The 21,378-nt window shown below is 58.0% G+C and carries 18 protein-coding genes; 15 read left to right on the forward strand and 3 right to left on the reverse strand.

Annotated elements, in window-relative coordinates; genetic code table 11:
- Nucleotides 1-46 precede the first annotated feature (46 nt).
- Complete coding sequence (locus HMPREF1627_RS07095; protein WP_034502456.1) at nucleotides 47-961, reverse strand: DUF3824 domain-containing protein; 915 nt, start codon at nucleotides 959-961, stop codon at nucleotides 47-49.
- Between the two features lie 246 nt (nucleotides 962-1,207).
- Between HMPREF1627_RS07095 and HMPREF1627_RS07100 the strand changes: the two genes are divergently transcribed.
- Nucleotides 1,208-2,728: an amino acid permease gene (locus HMPREF1627_RS07100; protein ID WP_034502459.1), complete on the forward strand. Its 1,521-nt coding sequence runs from the start codon at nucleotides 1,208-1,210 to the stop codon at nucleotides 2,726-2,728.
- 92 nt (nucleotides 2,729-2,820) lie between these two features.
- Here HMPREF1627_RS07100 and msrA read toward each other — a convergent pair whose 3' ends face one another.
- Nucleotides 2,821-3,615: a peptide-methionine (S)-S-oxide reductase MsrA gene (gene msrA, locus HMPREF1627_RS07105; protein WP_034502461.1), complete on the reverse strand. Its 795-nt coding sequence runs from the start codon at nucleotides 3,613-3,615 to the stop codon at nucleotides 2,821-2,823.
- Between the two features lie 152 nt (nucleotides 3,616-3,767).
- A complete protein-coding gene (gene rpsT / locus HMPREF1627_RS07110; protein ID WP_034502464.1) occupies nucleotides 3,768-4,031 on the reverse strand; it encodes a 30S ribosomal protein S20 in 264 nt (87 codons plus the stop codon).
- 236 nt (nucleotides 4,032-4,267) lie between these two features.
- Here rpsT and lepA point away from each other — a divergent pair, with 236 nt between their 5' ends.
- The 14 genes from lepA to leuA all read left to right on the forward strand — a co-directional run bounded on the left by lepA (nucleotide 4,268) and on the right by leuA (nucleotide 21,293).
- Nucleotides 4,268-6,181, forward strand: coding sequence for a translation elongation factor 4 (gene lepA / locus HMPREF1627_RS07115; RefSeq protein WP_052040925.1), 1,914 nt, complete (start codon nucleotides 4,268-4,270; stop codon nucleotides 6,179-6,181).
- A gap of 122 nt (nucleotides 6,182-6,303) precedes the next feature.
- Entirely contained in the window at nucleotides 6,304-7,053 is a 750-nt protein-coding gene (gene trmB, locus HMPREF1627_RS07120) for a tRNA (guanosine(46)-N7)-methyltransferase TrmB (protein WP_199805885.1), read from the forward strand.
- Between the two features lie 426 nt (nucleotides 7,054-7,479).
- Entirely contained in the window at nucleotides 7,480-8,700 is a 1,221-nt protein-coding gene (locus tag HMPREF1627_RS07125) for a CynX/NimT family MFS transporter (protein ID WP_234305282.1), read from the forward strand.
- Nucleotides 8,697-9,968, forward strand: a complete 1,272-nt coding sequence (gene hemW, locus HMPREF1627_RS07130; RefSeq protein ID WP_034502472.1) for a radical SAM family heme chaperone HemW — start codon at nucleotides 8,697-8,699, stop codon at nucleotides 9,966-9,968. The genes HMPREF1627_RS07125 and hemW overlap by 4 nt, the downstream gene beginning before the upstream one ends.
- A gap of 87 nt (nucleotides 9,969-10,055) precedes the next feature.
- The gene (locus tag HMPREF1627_RS07135) at nucleotides 10,056-10,940 is read left to right on the forward strand and encodes a DUF3097 family protein (protein ID WP_081940821.1); all 885 of its coding nucleotides are present in this window, start codon (nucleotides 10,056-10,058) and stop codon (nucleotides 10,938-10,940) included.
- Nucleotides 10,941-11,052: 112 nt separating this feature from the next.
- Nucleotides 11,053-12,069, forward strand: coding sequence for a heat-inducible transcriptional repressor HrcA (hrcA, locus tag HMPREF1627_RS07140; protein ID WP_034502473.1), 1,017 nt, complete (start codon nucleotides 11,053-11,055; stop codon nucleotides 12,067-12,069).
- A gap of 22 nt (nucleotides 12,070-12,091) precedes the next feature.
- Nucleotides 12,092-13,210, forward strand: a complete 1,119-nt coding sequence (dnaJ, locus tag HMPREF1627_RS07145) for a molecular chaperone DnaJ (RefSeq protein WP_034502475.1) — start codon at nucleotides 12,092-12,094, stop codon at nucleotides 13,208-13,210.
- A gap of 13 nt (nucleotides 13,211-13,223) precedes the next feature.
- Complete coding sequence (locus HMPREF1627_RS07150; RefSeq protein ID WP_034502477.1) at nucleotides 13,224-14,054, forward strand: 16S rRNA (uracil(1498)-N(3))-methyltransferase; 831 nt, start codon at nucleotides 13,224-13,226, stop codon at nucleotides 14,052-14,054.
- A gap of 1 nt (nucleotide 14,055) precedes the next feature.
- Nucleotides 14,056-15,063, forward strand: coding sequence for a PhoH family protein (locus HMPREF1627_RS07155; RefSeq protein WP_052040884.1), 1,008 nt, complete (start codon nucleotides 14,056-14,058; stop codon nucleotides 15,061-15,063).
- Between the two features lie 3 nt (nucleotides 15,064-15,066).
- The gene (ybeY, locus tag HMPREF1627_RS07160; RefSeq protein ID WP_034502481.1) at nucleotides 15,067-15,516 is read left to right on the forward strand and encodes an rRNA maturation RNase YbeY; all 450 of its coding nucleotides are present in this window, start codon (nucleotides 15,067-15,069) and stop codon (nucleotides 15,514-15,516) included.
- Nucleotides 15,513-16,823: a hemolysin family protein gene (locus HMPREF1627_RS07165; RefSeq protein WP_034502483.1), complete on the forward strand. Its 1,311-nt coding sequence runs from the start codon at nucleotides 15,513-15,515 to the stop codon at nucleotides 16,821-16,823. The genes ybeY and HMPREF1627_RS07165 overlap by 4 nt, the downstream gene beginning before the upstream one ends.
- Before the next feature lie 2 nt (nucleotides 16,824-16,825).
- On the forward strand, nucleotides 16,826-17,998 hold the full coding sequence (era, locus tag HMPREF1627_RS07170) for a GTPase Era (protein ID WP_034502485.1): 1,173 nt from the start codon (nucleotides 16,826-16,828) through the stop codon (nucleotides 17,996-17,998).
- A 179-nt stretch (nucleotides 17,999-18,177) separates the two neighbouring features.
- Nucleotides 18,178-19,470, forward strand: a complete 1,293-nt coding sequence (locus HMPREF1627_RS07175; RefSeq protein WP_034503572.1) for a threonine/serine ThrE exporter family protein — start codon at nucleotides 18,178-18,180, stop codon at nucleotides 19,468-19,470.
- Between the two features lie 62 nt (nucleotides 19,471-19,532).
- Complete coding sequence (gene leuA / locus HMPREF1627_RS07180) at nucleotides 19,533-21,293, forward strand: 2-isopropylmalate synthase (protein WP_034502487.1); 1,761 nt, start codon at nucleotides 19,533-19,535, stop codon at nucleotides 21,291-21,293.
- Nucleotides 21,294-21,378 lie beyond the last annotated feature (85 nt).

Genomic DNA, 21,378 nt, shown 5'->3' on the forward strand with positions numbered 1-21,378 from the left:
TTAAATTACAGAATGCTGAGTGGTTGCTGAATGCGCGGCTTGGGGGTTAGCCCTGCGGATACTGCCCAGGTTGTTGCCCCTGCTCGGGCGGCTGCCACTGTTGTTGCTGTGGATTGAACTGTTCTGGCTGTGGCGGAGGTGCTGCCTGCCACTGCTGCGGGGAAACTTGGCCCTGTGGGCGGAAGTATTGAGCGTCCAGGGGGTATTGCCCCGGTTGTGGCATAGGTTGCTGGGCGAAGGGGGCTGGGTATGTGCCTGGCGCAGGCATGGCCTCTAAGTGGGGTTTCTTCTGACCTCGCAGCACCAAGAAAATTGCGGTGCCGCCACCAATGATGATGAGGACAGCGATCGCGAGGAATATCCAGTTACTGTTCGAAGAGGAAGAAGTGTTAGAGCTTGGCGAGGAACTTGAGGAGGGGGTCGCTTCGGACGTAGCTGAAGCTCCTGCTTTGGTGGTTCCCTTGACCGTCACATTTCGGGTGATGTGTGTCCAGGTGACGGTTGTCTGTTTCTCATCGATTTTTCCGTCAAAGTCTGCGGTCTTTGCGACCCAACCTTTAGGGAAGGTCACACTGACTTCCTTAAAGGACATTCCTTCAAAAGTCTTATCGATCAAGACGGCAGTCATGGAAGTAAAAGTGAACTCTGAACCGTCGATCTTTAGACGTTCGCTGACTGCGTCATCTTTAATGACCTGAACAAGGTCGCAAATACTGTTGGTCCCTTGCACCCGGAAGTATGCCTGGGTGTAGTCTCCGGGTTCGCTCGTGCACTTGTCTTTGGTGATCGTTTGCCCGGTGGGGTCAATCATGCTGACAGTGTGTCCAATTTCAGTTGGAGACGTGATCTGGTAGCTGTCTTTTAACTCGTAGTATGGGTCGGCAGAAGAAGGGCTTCCTGCCAAAGCGCAAGTTAGAGCGATTGCAAGTGCGCAGATTGTTCCCAGCGTGCGTTGCTTCATCACAATTCCTTTTGTCCAAGGTGAGACTATTCAAAGAATAGGCATTAAAAAAGAGTGTGACGAATTTGAATGTTGTGTAGAAGAGCGGGCGGTGTGCTCGCGGATCCGCAACAGGGTTATAACTTTGCTCACACTCCTGTCCAAAAGGTAAACAAAGCGAAAAGCTCAGGTCATGTAATGGCACACTATGAGGACCAGAGTCGGCGGCGTCCGGCCGCGGACCGATAAACCATAGGAGAGTGCGGCATGGAAACGCCGAACCCACGTGCAATGGAAGTGAACCTTGAGACTGACCAGCAGGTACAGTCCAAGGGCAAGCCCCAGCGCACGGAACTCAAGCGTGGTTTATCAGCACGCCACATGCAGATGATCGCTATCGGCGGCGCAATTGGCACCGGCCTCTTCGTCGCCTCGGGCGCAACAATCTCAACCGCAGGCCCCGGCGGAGCCCTCACGGCCTACGCAGTCATTGGCCTCATGGTCCTCTTGCTCATGCAATCTCTTGGTGAGATGAGCGCACACATGCCCGTCGCGGGATCATTCCAGACCTATGCCACTCGCTTCGTGAGCCCCTCATTCGGCTTCGCAATGGGATGGAACTACTGGTTCAACTGGGCGATCACCGTCGCAGCCGAACTCGTCGCCTCGGGACTTGTCATGTCCTACTGGTTGCCGAGCGTCCCTTCCTGGGTCTGGGCAATCTCCTTCCTCTTCCTTCTTACCTTCCTCAACGCGCTGAGCGCGCGGGTTTATGGTGAGGCGGAATTCTGGTTCGCTCTGATCAAGGTCATCACCGTTGTCGTCTTCCTGATTTCAGGCACCCTGATGATCTTCGGAATCTTCAACGACTCCCCGGGAGTTCAGAACTGGACCGCTGGAGATGCTCCCTTCCACGGTGGATTCTTGTCCATCATCTCGGTCTTCATGATTGCAGGCTTCTCCTTCCAAGGAACTGAACTTGTCGGTGTTGCAGCAGGCGAATCCTCTAATCCTCGCCGCGACGTGCCCCGAGCAATCAAGACCGTGTTCTGGCGCATCATGTTCTTCTACATTGGCGCAATCGCCATCATCGGAACGCTGATTCCTTACACCGATCCGAACCTCTTGCGTGACAGTGCCGCAGACATTGCCTACTCGCCCTTCACCCTGGTCTTCGAACGCATGGGTGTTGCCGCTGCAGCAGCGGTCATGAACGCCGTCATCTTGACCGCAATCCTCTCCGCAGGAAACTCAGGCCTGTACGCCTCCACGCGAATGCTGCACTCGATGGCACTCATCGGGCAGGCACCTCGCTTCTTCGCAAAGGTGACGCGTCACGGCGTACCGATCTACGCAATGCTGGCCACCTCCGCCGTCGGCGCACTTGGATTCGTTGCCGCGCTGGTGAGTGAAGATACCGCGTACACATGGCTGCTCAATGTTTCGGGCCTGTCCGGATTCATTGTCTGGCTGGGTATTGCGGCCTGCCACTGGCGCTTCCGCAGGGCCTACGTCAAGCAGGGCCACTCCCTCGATGAGCTTCCCTACAAAGCACCCTTCTTCCCCTTCGGTCCGATCCTCGCCTTCGGTATGTGCTTGATCGTTCTGCTGGGCCAGAATTACGAGGCCATCTTCCGTGGACAGCTTCTGCAAGTCGCGTCCTCGTACATCGGACTTCCGGTCTTCTTGCTGATCTGGCTGGGCTACCACCTGGTGAAGAAGGATCGCACCGTGAGCTTGGATGAAATGGATGTTGAAGGCGTAACCGTTACGCCTGAGAACGCATAGTGGTGAGCTGGTAAACAGCGTTTTGGGGGAGGCAGAAACTGCCTCCCCCGAATTGTTTGCTCCCGCAGTGGAGTGTGCAAACCGATGAATGTCTACTTCGCTGGTTCGATGCTTACTTGCGCGGGTAAATTGAGGATCCCCACGGGGCAGGTCACCCCATTGGGGCCGTGATTGCAGTAGCCATCAGGGTTCTTCTCCAAGTAGGCCTGGTGGTAGTCCTCAGCGAGGTAGAAAGGGCCACCCGACTGAGCAAAGCACGCCCCGGCCTCGCCAATCGTCGTATAGCAGTGGGCTGTCGGCATCGCGCGCTCCAACTCGGCCACCCACGCCCCGCGCAGAAGTGACGCCACCTCGGCCTGCCTCGGCATCGTCACCCAAATTGCGCTGCGGTACTGCGTGCCCACGTCGTTCCCATGACGGTTGGGGCGGGTGGAATCGTGGTTCTCGAAGAAGGTTTTGATCAAGCTCGCTCCGCCCTCACCGGTCACGGAGGGATCGTAGACCACCGCGACAGTCTCGGCGTGGCCCGTTCGCCCCGTGCACACCTCTCGGTAGGTCGGGTTTGCGTTCCCGCCGCCCATGTAACCAACAGCAGTTGCCCACACGCCCTTTTGGCGCCAGAAGATACGCTCCACACCCCAGAAGCAACCCGCGGCAAGGTACAGTACCTCGAATCCGTCGGGAACCGGATCGGTTGCGCGCGTCCCATTCACCGGGTGAAGTTCAAGCTCGGCCAGGATTGGGTGCCTGCCACCCGGAATATCCGCAGGAAGAGTGCCCGCAGTGGGGGAGTCCAAGTAGCGCTCTGCCCCCTCCGATAGACGAGGCCACGCCTGGTGCTCTCCTGCAGCGTAGCGCTGGGTGGTGGGGGAAGGATTAGTGGCCATCTTTGGCTCCTTCAGTGTGTGGCGGGCGAGGTGCACTCTGCCGTGGATGGATGGGGTTATCTGTCCCCCGTATTCTATGGCGATACTTAAGCCTCGGCAGATAAAAATGTGGCCCCTGCAGTTTCCTGCAAGGGCCACATCAAGCGTTTAGATCAGCCGAGCGACTGGACGCGACGGGCAAGCTTGGACTTGCGGTTCGCGGCCTGGTTGCGGTGAATAACACCCTTCGAGACGGCCTTGTCGAGCTTGCGCGATGCAATGCGCAGAGCTTCGATTGCTGCTTCCTTGTCGCCAGCCTCGACGGCTTCGCGAGTCCTGCGCACCAGGGTCTTCAGTTCAGACTTGACAGCCAGGTTGCGCTGACGGCGCTTCTCGTTGGTGCGGATCCGCTTGATCTGAGACTTAATGTTCGCCACAGTCGGATTACTCCTTGGTCTTTCGTACGTACAGGTCGGTGAGGGCTGTGTCAGTGCCGGGACTGGGGCATGGGGACACCCGCAAACGGCTCTAACCAGACCCCCTGCCCGACCAGGCTGGGAGTCCGATCGACAACTCTACCAGAAAAATAGGCGCCTAACGACCCCCGGAATGCTCACATCTGCTTGATAAATGGTGAGAACGCACACCCTATCGGCGTGGAATTGGCATGCCCATGCCTACTAATGGGACGATAGACCAGACGTCACAATCCTTCCGGAGGTCCTGTTTGTCCCCGATTCCTACTCCCGAGCAGGCCAAGCTGATTCAGCCCTCGGCCACCCCGCAGGAACACATCCGCAATTTCTGCATCATCGCTCACATCGATCACGGCAAGTCCACCTTGGCTGACCGCATGCTTCAGCTCACCGGGGTGGTTGCAAGTCGAGATATGCGCGACCAATACCTGGACCGCATGGATATTGAGCGCGAACGTGGCATCACCATCAAGAGCCAGGCCGTACGTATGCCCTGGGCCTTCGAAGGGGAGCCTTTCGCTCTCAATATGATCGATACCCCCGGACACGTCGACTTCACCTACGAGGTCTCCAGGTCCCTGGCCGCCTGTGAAGGTGCAGTCCTTCTCGTCGATGCCGCCCAGGGGATCGAAGCACAGACCTTGGCGAACCTCTACCTAGCTTTAGAGAACGATCTGACCATCATCCCGGTCTTGAACAAGATCGATCTTCCGGGCGCGCAGCCCGAAAAATACGCACAGGAAATCGCTCAACTCATTGGCGTGGAACCAGATGATGTTCTGCGCGTCTCCGGTAAGACCGGTGAGGGTGTTCCCGACCTCCTCGACGAGATTGTTCGTCAGATCCCCGCACCTACGGGCAATCCCGAGGGGCCGACGCGCGCGATGATCTTCGACTCTGTCTACGACACGTATCGAGGCGTCGTCACCTATGTCCGAGTCGTCGACGGCATGCTCTCCACTCGCGAACGCGTGCGAATGATGTCTACCGGAGCAACTCACGAACTGCTCGAAATCGGTGTTATTTCACCTGAACCGACTCCTGCTCCGGGAATTGCTGCTGGCGAAGTTGGCTACCTTATTACCGGCGTGAAGGATGTTCGTCAGTCCCGCGTTGGTGACACCATGACCTCGGCTGTTCGAGGCGCTGAAGAACCTTTGGCTGGCTATCGCGACCCGCGCCCCATGGTCTTTTCGGGAATTTACCCCGTTGACGGCTCCGACTTCCCGGATCTGCGCGACGCTTTGGAACGCCTCCAGCTCAACGATGCTGCGTTGACCTTCGAGCCAGAATCCAGTGCGGCCTTGGGCTTCGGCTTCCGCTGTGGATTCCTCGGACTGCTGCACCTGGAAATTATCCGCGAACGCCTCGAGCGCGAATTCAAACTGGACCTGATCGCAACCGCACCCAACGTCGTCTACAAGGTCGTTGCAGAAGACGGAACCGAGGTCCAAGTCGATAACCCCTCTGAATTCCCCGAGGGGAAGATCTCCGAAGTCCGCGAACCCGTCGTGAATGCGACAATCCTGACCCCAACTGAATTCACAGGAACGATCATGGAACTGTGCCAAGATCGTCGTGGAACCATGCGAGGAATGGACTACCTCTCAGAAGATCGCGTCGAACTGCACTACCAGCTTCCCCTCGCGGAGATCGTCTTCGACTTCTTTGACCACCTCAAATCGCGCACTCGCGGCTACGCCTCGCTGGACTACCACGAGAGTGGCGAACAGGTCGCTGACCTCGTCAAGGTCGATATTCTCCTCAACGGAGACCGAGTTGACGCTTTCAGTGCGATCGTCCACAAGGACCAGGCCTACGCCTACGGTCTGCGCATGACGAAGCGCCTCAAGGAACTCATCCCCCGACAGCAATTCGAAATCCCCGTGCAGGCAGCTGTCGGCGCCCGCGTTATTGCTCGCGAGAACATCAGGGCTCTGCGCAAGGACATGCTTGCGAAGTGCTACGGCGGCGATATTACCCGTAAGCGCAAGCTGCTCGAGAAGCAGAAGGAAGGTAAAAAGCGCATGAAGTCCATCGGCCGCGTGGACGTGCCGCAAGAAGCCTTCATCGCTGCTTTGACCTCCGACGTCCCCACCGGAAAGAAATGACCGTGGCAGACCATAATGAGGCCGCGCTTGAGGGAGAGCCTTGCGCTGCTCATGAGGGTGAGCCGCGTCAAGGCGTGGGAGGCGGCCGCCGACCCGGAGACGTCCCAGAGGGGACCGTTTTCATGAGCCGGACGAAGTCCTTTACACGGCGTAGCCGTGAGCTCCCCGTCAACCTTGCGCGCACATGGGAAGCGCACGCCGGACGTTATGTCATTGAACCTCGACGAGGCGTTGGCTACACGACTGTTGCAGACGATTTCCACCTGGACGCTGAGGAACTTTTTGGCAGGCAGGCGCCGCTGACCCTTGAGATTGGTTCGGGGACGGGCGAACAGATCGTAGCCGCGGCAGCGGCCAACCCCGATTGCGATTACCTTGCACTCGAAGTGTGGGTGCCCGGGATCGCCAAGCTGATCTCCAAGGCAGTTGACGCGGGCGTCGATAACATTCGAGTCCTTGAGGCCGATGTTGCGCAGGCGCTTCCGATCATGCTGGGTGATGCCTGCCTTGACGAGGTCTGGACCTTCTTCCCTGACCCGTGGAGGAAAGCGCGCCACCGCAAGCGCCGCCTCGTCAGTGATGAGTTTGCGCTCCAAATTGCCCGAGTGCTCCGCGATGGGGGAGTGTGGCGTCTTGCGACCGACTGGGATGACTACGCCTGGCAAATGCGAGATGTGATCGAAGGCTGCCCGCTCTTTGAGAATCCTTACGTGGGGCAAAGGCCCGATCCCGAGGATCCCGAAGCAGAACGCGGTGGTTTCGCACCGCGCTATGAAGGACGCGTCGTGACTCATTTTGAAACTCGCGGGATCGATGCAGGGCGACGTGTACACGACATCGTCGGAGTCCGGCTTCCGCGTGAAAGCGCGTAGCCGCATCCAAGGCAGGCTTTGCTATGTTTTCCCACTTCGCAAAGAGATACAGGTGACATTTAGGGTGTTCGTATTTCACCCGGTTGACAATTTCTATATGCTGACTGTGCATTGAGATTTCACTTCAGCGTGAAACTCCGGCTTCCTCTTCGCGATAGGCGGATCTGCGAAGAGTGGAGATGCGTTCTGCTAGCAGAACGCACGGGGACGGGGCTTCCTCGATGAACCGAGAAAGCCCCGCCTCGGTCCGCAACGTGTGCCCGTCTTCCTCGTTAGAGGAAGACGGGCACAGCTTTATTTACACCAGAACACGAAGTGTCCTTTTTGAGCGTTTTATGGAAACATTGTGTAATCCATCCCACATTCATCAAGGAAGAAAGAACAGTGAAACAGGTAGCTTACGCGCGATATTTTCAGCGTAGGTTCGTGTGGATCCTCATCACTTTGTCCGCATTCGTGCTTCTAGCTGGATCCCTCAGAGGAACCATCACTGCACTGCCTCCCATCATCGAGGAAATCCAAAGAGACTTGGGACTTTCCTCGGCCGAGGCCGGATTAGTGACGTCAATCCCCGTATTCTGTTTCGGTTTCTTCACCCCATTTACCGCGCTTATCCTGCGAAGAATCCGCCTGAATCGTGCCGTCTGTTTGGGACTGTTAATCGTGATCCTCGGCGCCGTGCTCCGCTCGCTCGGTATGACCTGGTCGCTATTTGTTGGCACCTGTGTCATCGGCATCGGAACTACCTGCTCCAACCTGGTCGTCACTATGCTCATTGGTCGCGATTTTCGCCATCGTGCGGGAATCATGACGGCGGTTTACTCCACGATGATCGACCTCATGATTGCCGCCTCGACCGCCTTCAGCTTCCCGCTGGTCGCATACGTCGGATGGAGAGGCGCAGCGGGAGTATGGGGAGTCGGTCCAGCTCTGATCGCACTCGTGGCCTGTCTTGCAATCTACCCACTCAATCGCCCGGGAATCCGCCCCTTCTTCGCTCAAAAAGCCGGATGGACGATCCATACGGACGACTCAGTCGTAACGGCTGGTCCCGCCAAGGCGTCGGAAATCTATCGCTGGCCCATGGCATGGCTCATGGCTTTCGCCTTCGCTGTCAATACCTTCTGCTACTTCGGTGTCGCAGCTTGGCTGCCGAAAATCCTCGCGGACATGCTTGAGATGGGTCCAAACGATGCCGGTTTTGCGGCATCGATCTACCACATCGTGGGTGTTGCCGCGCCGCTGAGCATGATGGCCGTCCAGAAAATGATCCGCGCCCAGACCTCGACAATCCTCACGCTGGTCTCACTGTCGTGGCTTCTCATGCCGATCGGAATGCTTCTTCTGCCGGGAGGCTGGGCTTTGTGGAGTGCATGCGGGGGACTTGGTCAAGGTGCATTTTTCTCAATTACCTTTACGCTGGTCATTGAACGCACGACCAACATGGCTCAAACCCGCACGCTGTCTGCACTCGTCCAAAGTATTGGATATGGCTTTGGCGCCTTGGGGCCGTGGGTTTTGGGGCGCATGTACGACATGACGGCTAACTGGCTGTGGCCCTTCATCCTTTTAACAGTCCTGACAGGAAGCCTCGTCGTGATCTCCCAAATCGTTGCCCGCTCGACCTCGACCCCGCAGCCTCAATGAGCCCCCACCAGCCAGAAGGTCAGGCCTGGGATGAATACGGTCGTCTCCGAGCTGAACTTGCCGAAGCATGTGCAAAGCGCCCTTTAGCCATCTACGTACACGTTCCCTTCTGCCAGATTCGTTGCGGTTACTGTGACTTCAATACCTACACCGTCGGTTTCGGCCCCGGAGCTGATCGAGAGAGCTACGACCAAAGTGCCCTCGCTGAAATGCGTATGGGAGCAGGAATCCTCAGTGACGCCGGTATGCCTCAGCGCCCCGCATCGAGCATCTTCTTCGGTGGCGGCACCCCCACGCTCTTGTCCACTGACATTCTTGGACGTCTCCTTGCGGGGGTAGGTGAGAACTTTGGGATCGCGCGCGGTGCAGAAATTACCGTAGAAGCGAACCCCGAAAGCGTGGACGAGGCGGCGCTTGAACGCCTCGCCAAGACTGGCTTTACCCGCGTTTCTTTTGGCATGCAATCGGCCGTCCCCGAGGTCTTGCGCGTCCTCGATCGCCGTCATGATCCAGCGAAATTGCCCGGGTTGGTTGGCGCGGCCCGCAGACTCGGGATGGACGTCTCAGTCGACCTCATCTACGGAGCCCCCGGAGAAAGCCTGACGGACTGGCAGACCTCGCTTGAAGAAGTGATTGCAATGGAACCGGACCACATCAGCGCCTACGCCCTTGTCATCGAAGAAGGAACCAAAATGGGCGCGCAGGTCGCCCGCGGGCAACTTCCCATGCCCGACCCGGACGACGAGGCCTCGAAATACGAAATTGCGGATCGACTCCTCGGCGAGGCCGGCTACAGCTGGTACGAGATTTCAAACTTCGCGCGCAGGAAGGTAGGCGAAGAAGGAATTGTTTCCACCCGCCTGCGCCATGCCTCGAAACATAATCTTGCCTACTGGCGTGACTGGGACTGGTGGGGGATCGGTCCGGGCGCCCACTCTCACATCGGTCGCTATCGCTGGTGGAACGTCAAACACCCTTCGGCGTATGCGCAAAGACTACGAGAGGGACTTTCTCCCGCACACGCCGGTGAAATCCTCGACGCGCCGACGCGAGAAATGGAACGCATCCTCTTGGCTGTGCGCACCAGCGAAGGCGTTCGAGCTCCCGAGGAGGGGGAAGGGGACCGCGAGGCGTTTTACACCGCGCTTGGACCCCTGGCCTCGAAGGGACTGATCGACGCGCAGGCGGCTAAGGAGGGGCGGGCGATTCTGACTCTCCAGGGCAGGCTTTTAGCTGACTACGTGACGCGAGAGCTCCTTGGATATTGAGTTACGAGCCGCACACTTACACGGGAAAGAGTGTTGATCGGGGAATAGAGCGGCACGTCCTCATAGTGTGGAGCGGTGACTTCAGATATGTACGGGACCAATATCTTCGAATTCGACCCGCATCGTGATGGGCCGGGTGCGCGCAGGCCGCGCTCTGTTGAAGTTGCCATCGAGTACGGCATGGTGCTTGAGGATATTTCCAGCGGATGGGTTGGCGCGGTGACCCGCGTTGAAAAATCCGGGGGAGTGCACCTGGTTGAACTCGAGGATCGACACGGGCGCAAGCGTTCTTTTCCACTTGGTGGCGGGTTTTGGCTTGAGGGGAAGCCCATTGTTGCACTCCCTCCCAAGGCTGCACCCGCGCGTCCGACTCCCGGTTTGACTACTCCAGGCGGCCGAGCGGTCACAAACTCCGGATCGATTGCTGCTGAAAACCGCGTTGCGCGCGTCGCGCGAAAGTCTCGAATCTGGGTCGAGGGACGCCACGACGCCGAGCTCATCCAACACGTGTGGGGAGAAGACCTTGCCGATGTTGGAGTTGCCGTTCAGCTTCTTGAGGGCGTTGACCACTTGGAGGAAATCCTCGAAGTCTTTGGGCCCACCGAGAAAGTACGAGCGGGTGTACTTGTGGATCACTTGGTCCCCGGATCCAAAGAATCCCGCATCGCCGAGGCCGTGAGCGCGCGCTGGAAGGATGCGGTCCTCATTGTCGGCCACCCCTATGTCGATATTTGGCAATCAGTGAAGCCTCAGCGTGTGGGACTTGAAAAGTGGCCCGAAATTCCTCGGGGAGTGGATATTAAACACGGGACTTTGGAACACTTGGGCTGGCCCCACGCAACCCAGGCCGATATCGCGATGGGATGGAAACGGATCCTCTCCACGGTTCGCAACTATAAAGACCTCGAGCCAGCCCTTCTGGGGCGCGTCGAGGAACTGATTGATTTCGTCACTCAGCCCGGTTTGGAATGATCGCTCTTTCCCATTCGGCTCCGGGTAAAAACTGTTGATAACAGGGCGAATTGGGTATTTGCGGAGTAAACTGGCACTCAAATAGCGTGAGTGCCAGATTAGGGGAGGATGAATGAACGACCGTCGCCTAGACGTTCTACGAGCCATCGTGTCCCAGTATGTCCACACGCGTGAACCCGTGGGTTCCAAAGCCATCGCACAATCCGAAGATTTAGGGGTCTCTTCGGCAACCATCCGAAACGACATGGCTGTCTTGGAAGAAGCGGGGCTCATCTACCAGCCCCACACCAGTGCCGGCCGCGTGCCAACCGACAAGGGCTACCGAGTTTTCGTCGACCAATTGGCAACCCTTAAGCCCATGAGTGCCCCAGAGCGCCAGGCAGTCGAGAAATTCTTGGCCCGCGCCGAAGACCTCGATGACGTCGTCATGGCCACAGTGCGCCTGCTTGCACAGGTCACGCGCCAGGTTGCCCTCATCGAGTACCCCGTGAATGCTCGCTCAACACTGAGCCGCATCGAATTTGTCGATCTGAGTGACTCGCGCCTGCTCATCGTTGTCATCACCGAGCAGGGCAAGGTTTTTGAACGCCTGCGCGAGATGCCCCAAGACCTCGCCCAAGAAGATCTCTTGACGCTGCGCTCGGTCCTCAACGCCGCCTACCAGGGCAAAGACGCGGGAGAAGTTCGTGCCCATTACGAGGCCATGGCTGAGTGTCTGCCGCCAGCACTGTCTGGGTGCGCCGGAGACATTAGCGAAATCATCGCCAGCCTCCTCCAAGGAGAGCCTTCCGCGCGAATCGCTATGGCGGGAATGTCGAACCTTGCTCGAAGCGGTGTTGACTTCCGCGACATTGCACCGGTTTTAGACGCGCTCGAAGAACAAGTCGTTCTCCTGCGTCTCTTCGCCGAAATGGACGAAGGAAACGGCGACGTCCACGTCTCCATCGGTTCTGAAAACGGACACGATGCTTTCGTTGAGACCTCCCTCGTTTCAGGAACTTACGCTTCCGGGGGGAACTCAGCCCACGTGGGAATCCTCGGGCCCACCCGCATGGACTACGCCTCGACAATGTCCACGGTCCACGCCGTGGCCTCGTATCTGTCCAAGTACTTGAACTCAACACACTAACCGCAGCCGCAGAAGGATATTCGTGAACGATTACTACGCAATCCTCGGGGTCTCACGCGACGCCGACCAAAGCGAAATCAAAAAGGCCTATCGCAAGAAGGCTCGCGAATTACACCCGGACTACGGCGGGGACGAGGAAGCTTTCAAGGAGCTATCGGTCGCCTACGAAACTCTTTCCGATCCGGAAAAGCGCCGCATGTACGACATCGGTGGTGCAGACGCTGCCCGAGGCGGCGGATACGGCGGTGACTCCTTCGATTTCGGGGACATCCTCTCAACAATGTTCGGTGGAGCCTTCGGTGGCGGATTCGGCGGAGGCGGCGGCCCTCAGTCGCGCACTCGCCAGGGCCGCGAGCAGCTTACGCGCATTGAGATCACCCTGGAGGAAGCAACCTTCGGCGCGCATCGCGAAATTTCGCTCAATACCTACGTTGCCTGCGATGTCTGCCACGGATCAATGTGCGAGCCCGGGAGCGAACCGACAACCTGTGGGACCTGTAACGGCGCGGGCTATTCGATTCAAACCCAGCAGACCATGCTGGGAACCATGCGCACCCAAGTTCCGTGCCCCACCTGTCAGGGATATGGAACCGTCATCGAACAGCCGTGTCATGAATGCGCGGGCCAAGGACGCGTACGCACTCGCCGAAGCCTGACCATCGACATCCCCGCAGGTGCAGGGGATGGCATGCGCCTGCGCCTTGCCGGACAGGGTGAGGTCGGTCCAGGCGGCGGCCCGAATGGTGATCTCTATGTCGATATCGTCGAAAAGAGGCACCCCACCTTCTCGCGCCAAGGCGATGATCTGTACATGACCGTCACCATTCCCATGACTGCAGCAGCTTTGGGAAGTACTTTCGAGCTCGATACCTTGGATGGAAAACAATCCATCACGGTCAAGCCTGGAACTCAGCCCGGCGACGAACTGCGTCTGTCCGGCTTGGGTGTCGGACACCTGCAGCGTCCCGGCCGCGGTGACCTGCATATCGGCATCAACGTCGAGATTCCACGCAAGCTTGACGACCGTTCCCGTGAGCTCCTCGAAGAGCTTTCCGCTGTGCGCGGGGAAGAAAGCGCCCGTCCCGAAAAACAGGGTTCCTCCTTCTTCGACAAGCTTCGCGAAACCTTCACAGGCCAGTGATCGGAACACATCGATGACCCTTCCCGTTTTCATCGCTCCCGAGGCTGTCGCCCTCCAAGGCTGCGCTCTTGGGGATTCCTACACTCTGGATGGGGATGAAGGATTCCACGCCGCAACCGTTCGTCGCATGGACGTGGGGCAAATGCTCGACGTTGTTGACGGCGACGGATTGCGTGTCCGCGGGAGCGTGATTGAACGAGCGAAAAAGTCATTGACTCTTCGCGTTGAAGAGATCATCCACGAGGCGCCCCCGTCTGTACGCTTGATCCTTGTTCAGGCTTTGTCCACGGGTGGCCGGGATGAAATGGCCATTGAAATGGCAACGGAAGTCGGGGTCGACGCTGTAATTCCTTGGCAGGCTAATCGCAGTGAAGTGCGCTGGAAGGGTGAAAAAGCCGCGAAGGGCATGAAGAAGTGGGAGTCGACTTTAAGGTCGGCTGCGAAGCAGTCTCGTCGTGCCTTCATTCCTCGCCTCGAAGATGCCTGCACTTCCCAAAGACTTGCTCAGTGGATTGGCGAAGAAACCGCAGCAGGTGCGTGGGTGATCGTCTGCCACGAGAGTACGCAGGCCCCTTTGAGTATTCTCTTGCGTGAGCTGCGTGCTGCTGCAGAAAAGTCTTTGCCCGCCACTGTCGAGACCTCCGGAGAGGCTGTGCCGGGAACTTGCCTTCCGCATCGGATCAGCGTGATCGTTGGCCCCGAAGGTGGGGTTGACCCCGACGAGCTTTCCCTTTTCGAGGCCGCAGGCGCACGCGTGCATCTATTGGGGACGACCGTGTTGCGCGCTTCGACCGCGGGCCCGGTTGCCTTGTCACTGATCAGCGACGCAATTGGACGGTGGTGACATGGAGGCAAAACGGATCGAAATTCCTAGGGGCGTCGACCCGGTTGTCCTTTTCGGCACATCAGATCGCGTCTTGCGTTCCCTCGAAAAAGGATTCCCGCAGGTGCGTTTTTCTCTCCTCGGACGCACTCTGTCGTTGATCGGCCCCGAAGGCATTGTCGATATGGCTGTTCAACTGGTCGACGAACTGGTTGAACTTGCTAAAGAAGGACACTCTCTCGACGCCGACGGAGTCGAACAGGCAATCGCACTCCTCACTTCAGCACATTCGTCGACCGAGCGTCCCCAGGAGATTCTTCGCAGTCGGGGACGTTCGATACGCCCGCAGTCTGCGGGGCAAAAAGCCTACGTTGACGCCATCGAACGCTCGACCCTGGTCTTTGGCCTCGGCCCTGCTGGCACCGGGAAAACCTACCTCGCAATGGCGCAGGCGGTATCAGCTCTGCTCTCTGGTCAGGTTCGTCGCATCGTTCTCACGCGTCCCGCGGTCGAAGCGGGGGAGAATCTGGGTTTCTTGCCGGGAACTTTGACGGACAAGATCGATCCCTATCTACGTCCGCTCTACGATGCCTTGGGCGACATGATGGATCCTGATGCTCTTCCCAAGCTCATGGCCTCCGGTGCGGTTGAAGTTGCTCCTTTGGCCTATATGCGCGGCAGGACTTTAAACGATTCATTCATCATCTTGGACGAGGCGCAAAACACGACGCTGGCACAGATGAAAATGTTCCTCACCCGTCTGGGTTTCAACTCCAAGGTCGTCGTCACCGGCGATACCTCGCAGATCGACCTCGCGGGGGAGCGCAGCAGTGGCCTGCTTGTCATCGAAGATATTCTGGGCGGCATCGATGACATAGAATTTTGTCACCTGACAAGCGCCGATGTTGTGCGTCATCGACTTGTTGGCGAGATCATTGACGCATACGAACGCTGGGATGAGTCACTGGCACGCCTGAAAGCGCGCCGAGACCGCTCACTTCACTCCCGTTCCCGACACAATGGACATTAAGTCATGACTGAAGTTCTCAACGAAACCGACTACGAGATCGACATTGCAGAGTTCGTGCAATTGGCTGACTTCGTGCTCAGCGCGATGCATGTCTCAACCGAGGTCGAACTCAACATCATCTTCATCGACCCCGAACCCATGGAAGAACTTCACGTGCGCTGGCTGGACCTCGAAGGCCCCACCGACGTCATGAGCTTTCCGATGGACGAACTCCGCCCGGGTACCGCCGAGCACCCCACGGCCTCGGGAACTCTGGGGGATATCTGCATCTGCCCGCAGGTCGCCGAAAAGCAAGCCCGCGAGGCCGGTCACTCGACCGCAGAGGAAATGCTCTTCCTCGCTACCCACGGGATGCTTCACCTCATGGGATACGATCACGCTGAACCCGAAGAAAAAGAAGAGATGTTCGCCCTGCAACGCCAGCTCCTTTTGAGCTTCTTGGCGCAGCGATGATCGAAGCGGCAGTACCCGTCGCGGCGATGAGTATCGTCGCCGCGATTGCACTTCTCTTTGCGATGGCCCTTGCGACCAGCGAGTTTTCGCTCTCGAAACTGACTCGCGCCATTGTCGAGGACTTAATTCAAGAAGAGAGGAAACACGCCGGCGCTCTCATGGAGCTGGTGGACCAGCGTCGCGTGGTTATTTTTGTCCTTCGAGGCGTTCGTACTTTCACGCAGGTGGTCTTCGCCGTCTCGATGGCGACGATCGCGCTGCATCTTGCCAATCACTGGTGGCTCGCTGGATTGGTTACGATTGTGGTCGTCACCCTTGCGCAATTCCTTGCCAATAGCGTGATTGCAACGCGTTGGGCACAGCGCAACCCCACGGGTGCCGCACTGCTACTCACCCCGCTCATCACCCGCCTCGTGGGAATTGCGCGCTTCTTTGCCCCTGTTGCCCACAAAGCCCGCGCGGTCCTACCCCAGCCGGAGCGTACCGAAGCTGAAATGCGCGCAGAAATGGCTGATGAACTGCGCGAAATGGTTGACCAGGTTGGCGAAACCGAAGGTTTTGAAGAAGAAGACCGCCAGATGTTGCGCTCAGTCTTCGAACTTGGACACACCCTCGTGCGCGAAGTTATGGTTCCGCGCACGGAAATGGTGACGATCTCTTTCGATACGCCCGCGCACAAGGCCCTGCGTCTCTTCGTCCGATCGGGCTTCTCACGCATCCCCGTCACGGGGACAGATACCGACGATGTACGCGGAATCCTCTTCTTCAAAGACGTCGTGCAGCGGCTAGAGACCTACGAAGGTGACCACGAACTGCGCGCGGACCAAATGATGCGTCCTGCCGAGTTCACCATCGAAATGAAACCCGCCGATGACCTGCTTCGCCAGATGCAAGCCGAGCACTTCCACCTGGCACTGGTCGTTGATGAATACGGTGGGATTTCAGGCCTCGTCACACTTGAAGACATCATCGAGGAAGTCGTCGGCGAACTCACCGACGAACACGATCGCAACACGATCGAACCCGAAGAGATTTCCCCCGGCGTGTGGCGCGTCCCCTCTCGGTTCTCTATTTGGGAACTCGGCGAATTGTGGGGAGTGGAATTGCACGATGATGACGTCGACTCTGTGGGCGGTCTGCTGGCCAAAGCAATCGGGCGCGTTCCCCTCCCCGGAGCAACTGGCGATATGCTCGGCGTGCACATGGCTGCCGAAGAAGCGCGCGGGCGCCGCCGACAAGTCGGAACAATCGTGTGCTCGTATGTCCCCGAAGTTTCCTCCGACGACACCAACCAAAGCCAGGAGTAGCAATGCATTTTCCCAGCGATGACGAATTGATGGCTGGCCCCAACGCCTTTGAAGGGGTGGACATCGACTCCTTCGATTTCCCCGAGGAAGATGGTGATCAGGGTGTGGATGCGGCCGGGGAGGTGGATCTTGAGGGCTCAGACTTCGGTGATTCAGATCTTGACGAGGCCGACGAGGAGACCGCGCAGGACGTGGCCGATAGCGTTGACTCCTTGCGTCAACTGCGTGCCGAAACAAACGCGGCAGCGGACATCATCATCCCCGAGTTCCCCGACGATTTTCGAGCGGGTTTTATCTCGATCGTTGGGCGTCCTAACGTTGGAAAATCAACACTGACGAACGCCCTTGTCGGACACAAGGTTGCGATCACCTCGGGGCGCCCGGAGACGACTCGCCACAATATCCGCGGCATCGTTCACGGTGACAACTACCAGCTGGTCCTGGTCGATACCCCCGGATATCACCGCCCGCGAACCCTCTTGGGAAAGCGCTTGAACGACATGGTCCGCGAGGCCTTGGCCGAAGTTGATTGCGTGATCTTCTGCTTGCCTGCAAACCAGCGCATCGGACCGGGCGACCAGTTCATCGCGCGTGAATTGCGTTCCGTGCGCAGGCCGATTATTGCGGTCGCGACCAAGTGCGATAGCGTGCCTCGTGAGCGCGTTTTGGAACACCTCATGGCGATTGAAAAGCTGGGGGAGTGGAGCGCAATCGTTCCCGTTTCTTCCTTTGAGAACAAGGGAATCGACCGCCTTCGTGAGGTTCTGGCGCAGACGGTTCCTCTTTCTCCGCCACTGTACCCGCAGGACAACATTTCGGACGAGTCCCGCGAAACGATGATCGCCGAATTTATTCGCGAGGCCGCACTCGAAGGCGTGCGCGACGAACTTCCGCACTCTCTGGCCGTGCAAGTCGAAGAAATTATCGAACGACCCAAGCGCGAGGGCGATGACCGCCCGCCCCTGTTGGATATCCACGTCAATGTGTACGTCGAACGTGATTCCCAAAAGGCCATCATTATCGGTAAGAAGGGCTCGCGTTTGAAGGAAATCGGTACGCGGGCTCGGGCCAATATTGAAGAGTATTTGGGACGCCGGGTCTACTTGGATTTGCACGTACGAACCGCAAAGGATTGGCAGTCAGATCCGAAGATGCTCCAACGCCTCGGTTTCTGAGTGTTTCCCCCGCTTTCGATGTGAAAGTGGGGGATTCAACATCTCTGGCCTGACCAGGGTCCTGAGTTTTCACGGGTATTTCATGGCATGCTTATCCTGTGAGCGAAAATCCCCAAAACCCTAACGCTTTTGAGCTTTCATCGTTTGACCCGGACGACGCATCACTGACCGTGCACCGCATGGCTGCGCATGACCGTCTGGCCTACCAATCCCGAGTTGTTTTGCGCTTGGGTCAGATGCTTCTTGCAGCTGGTGCTGGTTCCTACCGCGTCAAGGCCTCGATGCGCACCTGCGCCGAGGCAGTTGGCATTGAAAAGCACCACGCTCAGGTGACCTTCACTGAGGTCGTTGCAACCGCCTATGCGAATGGTACTTTCCGTACCGAACTTGCTGAGCAGCGTCTCTTGGGTGTCAACGCTGACCGAATTGACCGCATCACAAACTACCTGGCGTCAATTGAAGGCACACAAGTGCTCGTCGAAGACGTCGATAAGGCTCTTGACGAGATTGAACGCGTCAAGCCCCTCTACGGCTGGCTCGCGAATGCTCTTGCTTCGGGACTTGCCTGCGCGGCCTTCGCATTCCTCAACGCTGGGGGATGGGTGGAGTGCTCGGTCGTGGCGATCGCAGCTTTCGTCGGTCAGTTCCTCCGCCGTCAAATGCTCAAGCGCCACATGAACCACTTCGGTGTGTGGATGGTGTGTGGAGGCGTCGCTGCAAGCGTGTACATCCTGTGCGTCTACTTGGCGCAAAAGTACATGGGGATTGAACCCACTCACCAAGCTGGATTTATTTCAGCGCTCCTCTTCTTGGTTCCAGGATTCCCGCTGGTTACCGGGATCATTGACCTAGTTCGTCACGATTTCGCCGGCGGTATTCAGCGCATCGTCTACGTCGCCATGCTGGTTGTCTCCGCTGGTGTTGCCGTGTGGAGTATCTCCGAGGCCTTTAACTGGTCTGTTACTCCCGAATACGTTGTTTCACTGCCTGCCTATATCCACTTCCCGCTGCGCTTCTTCACCAGTTTTGTTGCAGCCTTTGGCTTTGCGATGCTCTTTAATTCCCCGCCTAAGGTTTGCGCTGCTGCGGCTCTGATCGGCGCGGTCATCAACACCGGCCGTATCGCTTTGGCTGTTGAACTGGGAATGCCGGTGCCCGCGGCAGTGGGACTTGCTGCCCTGTGTGCTGGACTTTTGGCGGCTGCTGTTGCGGCGAAGACGCGCTATTCGCGTGTGACCTTGTCCGTTCCTGCCGTGGTCATCATGATCCCCGGTGTTCCGCTGTATCGTTCGCTCACGTACTTGAACAATGGCCAGACGTTGGAAGCCCTCGAGCAGCTGTCTACCGTTCTCTTCACAATTGTTGCGATTGGTATTGGTCTGGCGATTTCGCGAATGCTGACGGACCGTGCGTGGCTCATGGAATCGCCGACCGGTGTTCCTCGCCTAGAAGAGTCAATGAACGAGGCCTAAAAAGCGTGTCCACCATGTGCACTCGTCGTGCCCGGTGCCACGAGCCTTCATAGACTGAAGATGTGAAGACAACATCTAAGGTTCCTCGTCCTGTCGGTTCTGGAATGCCCACGGTCAAGTACCGCGCCTTCCTTGACACCAACCCGGTGGATCTTCCCGATCGCCAGTGGCCCTCCAAGCGCATTACCCACGCGCCCAGGTGGATGTCCACGGATTTGCGTGACGGAAACCAAGCGCTGATTGAGCCCATGGATTCCGCGCGAAAGCGCAAGATGTTCGATCTTCTCGTTCGCTTGGGCTACAAGGAAATCGAGATTGGCTTCCCCTCGGCGTCGCAAACGGACTTCGATTTCGTCCGTTCGCTTCTTGAAGACGATGCTCTTCCCGAGGACGTGACGATCTCGGTGCTCACGCAATCGCGCCCTGAGCTCATCGAGCGAACGGTTGAGTCCATCGTTGGTTTCCCGCGCGCAACAGTGCACCTCTACAACGCGACGGCCCCCGTGTTCCGTGAGGTCGTCTTCAAGGCTGACCGTGCGCAAACCGTTGAGCTTGCACGCTTTGGTACACGTGAGGTCATCGCGCAGGCAGAACGTCAATTGGGCGATGAGACCATCTTTGGCTTCGAATATTCACCCGAAGTTTTTATTGATACCGAGCGTGATTTCGCGCTGGAAGTGTGCGAAGCCGTTATGGATATCTGGCAGCCACAAGAAGGCCGCGAGATCATCCTCAACCTGCCCTCGACCGTTGAACGCGCGACCCCCAATGTCTTCGCCGACCAGATCGAGTACATGTCGCGTAACCTTTCCCGACGCGAGCACATTGCGCTGTCTGTTCACCCGCACAATGATCGTGGAACCGGTGTCGCCAGTGCTGAACTTGCACTCCTCGCCGGCGCAGACCGCATCGAAGGCTGCCTCCTGGGACAAGGCGAACGTACCGGTAACGTTGACCTGCTGACCTTGGGACTGAATCTTTTCAGCCAGGGAATTGATCCGGGCATCGACTTCTCGGACGTCGACGAGATTCGCCGGACGGTCGAGCACTGCACCCAGATGGAAGCATCGCCTCGTGCGCCATACGTTGGCGACCTTGTTTACACGAGCTTCTCGGGATCTCACCAAGACGCAATCAAGAAGGGCTTCGCAGCCCGCAAGATCAAGGTGGACGCGGCCGGAGGCGACGAGAACTCCGTGGTGTGGGAGCTTCCTTACCTCCCCATCGACCCGCACGACGTGGGGCGCTCTTACGAGGCCGTGGTGCGTGTGAATTCTCAGTCCGGTAAGGGCGGGGTTGCCTACCTCATGTCGCGGGCGCACAACCTGGAATTGCCTCGCCGACTGCAGGTCGAATTCTCGCGGATCGTCCAGCGTCACACCGACACCTACGGCGGCGAAATCAACGCCGACGCACTGTGGAAGATCTTCGCTGACGAGTACTTGCCCACCAGTGCTGCTCCCGGCCTGCAACCGTGGGGCCGCTTCGAATTGCGCAAGTCGCAGGTGGGAACTGTCGACGATGAACACGTTGAATTGCATGCAGAACTCACGGATAACGGTGTGCTGACCGCGATTGATGCAAACGGAACCGGCCCGATTGATGCCTTCGTGTCAGCCCTGCACCAATTCGATTTGGATGTGCGCGTCTTGGATTACTCCGAGCACGCAATGAGTCAAGGTCGCGACGCAAAGGCAGCTTCGTACGTGGAGGCCGCTGTCGACGGACAGATCGTGTGGGGCGTTGGCATCGATTCTTCGATTACCCGCGCATCCTATAAGGCTGTGATTTCGGCGGTTAACCGCGCGCTGCGCAACCAGTAAACACGAGGCGCGGCTTCAAGGACAAGCGAGTCGGTCGCTGAGGGCAGCGCATAGGTGAAGGGGGCATCGTTAAGATGCCCCCTTT

It is taken from the genome of Actinomyces sp. S6-Spd3 (assembly GCF_000758755.1).
GTDB lineage: Bacteria > Actinomycetota > Actinomycetes > Actinomycetales > Actinomycetaceae > Pauljensenia.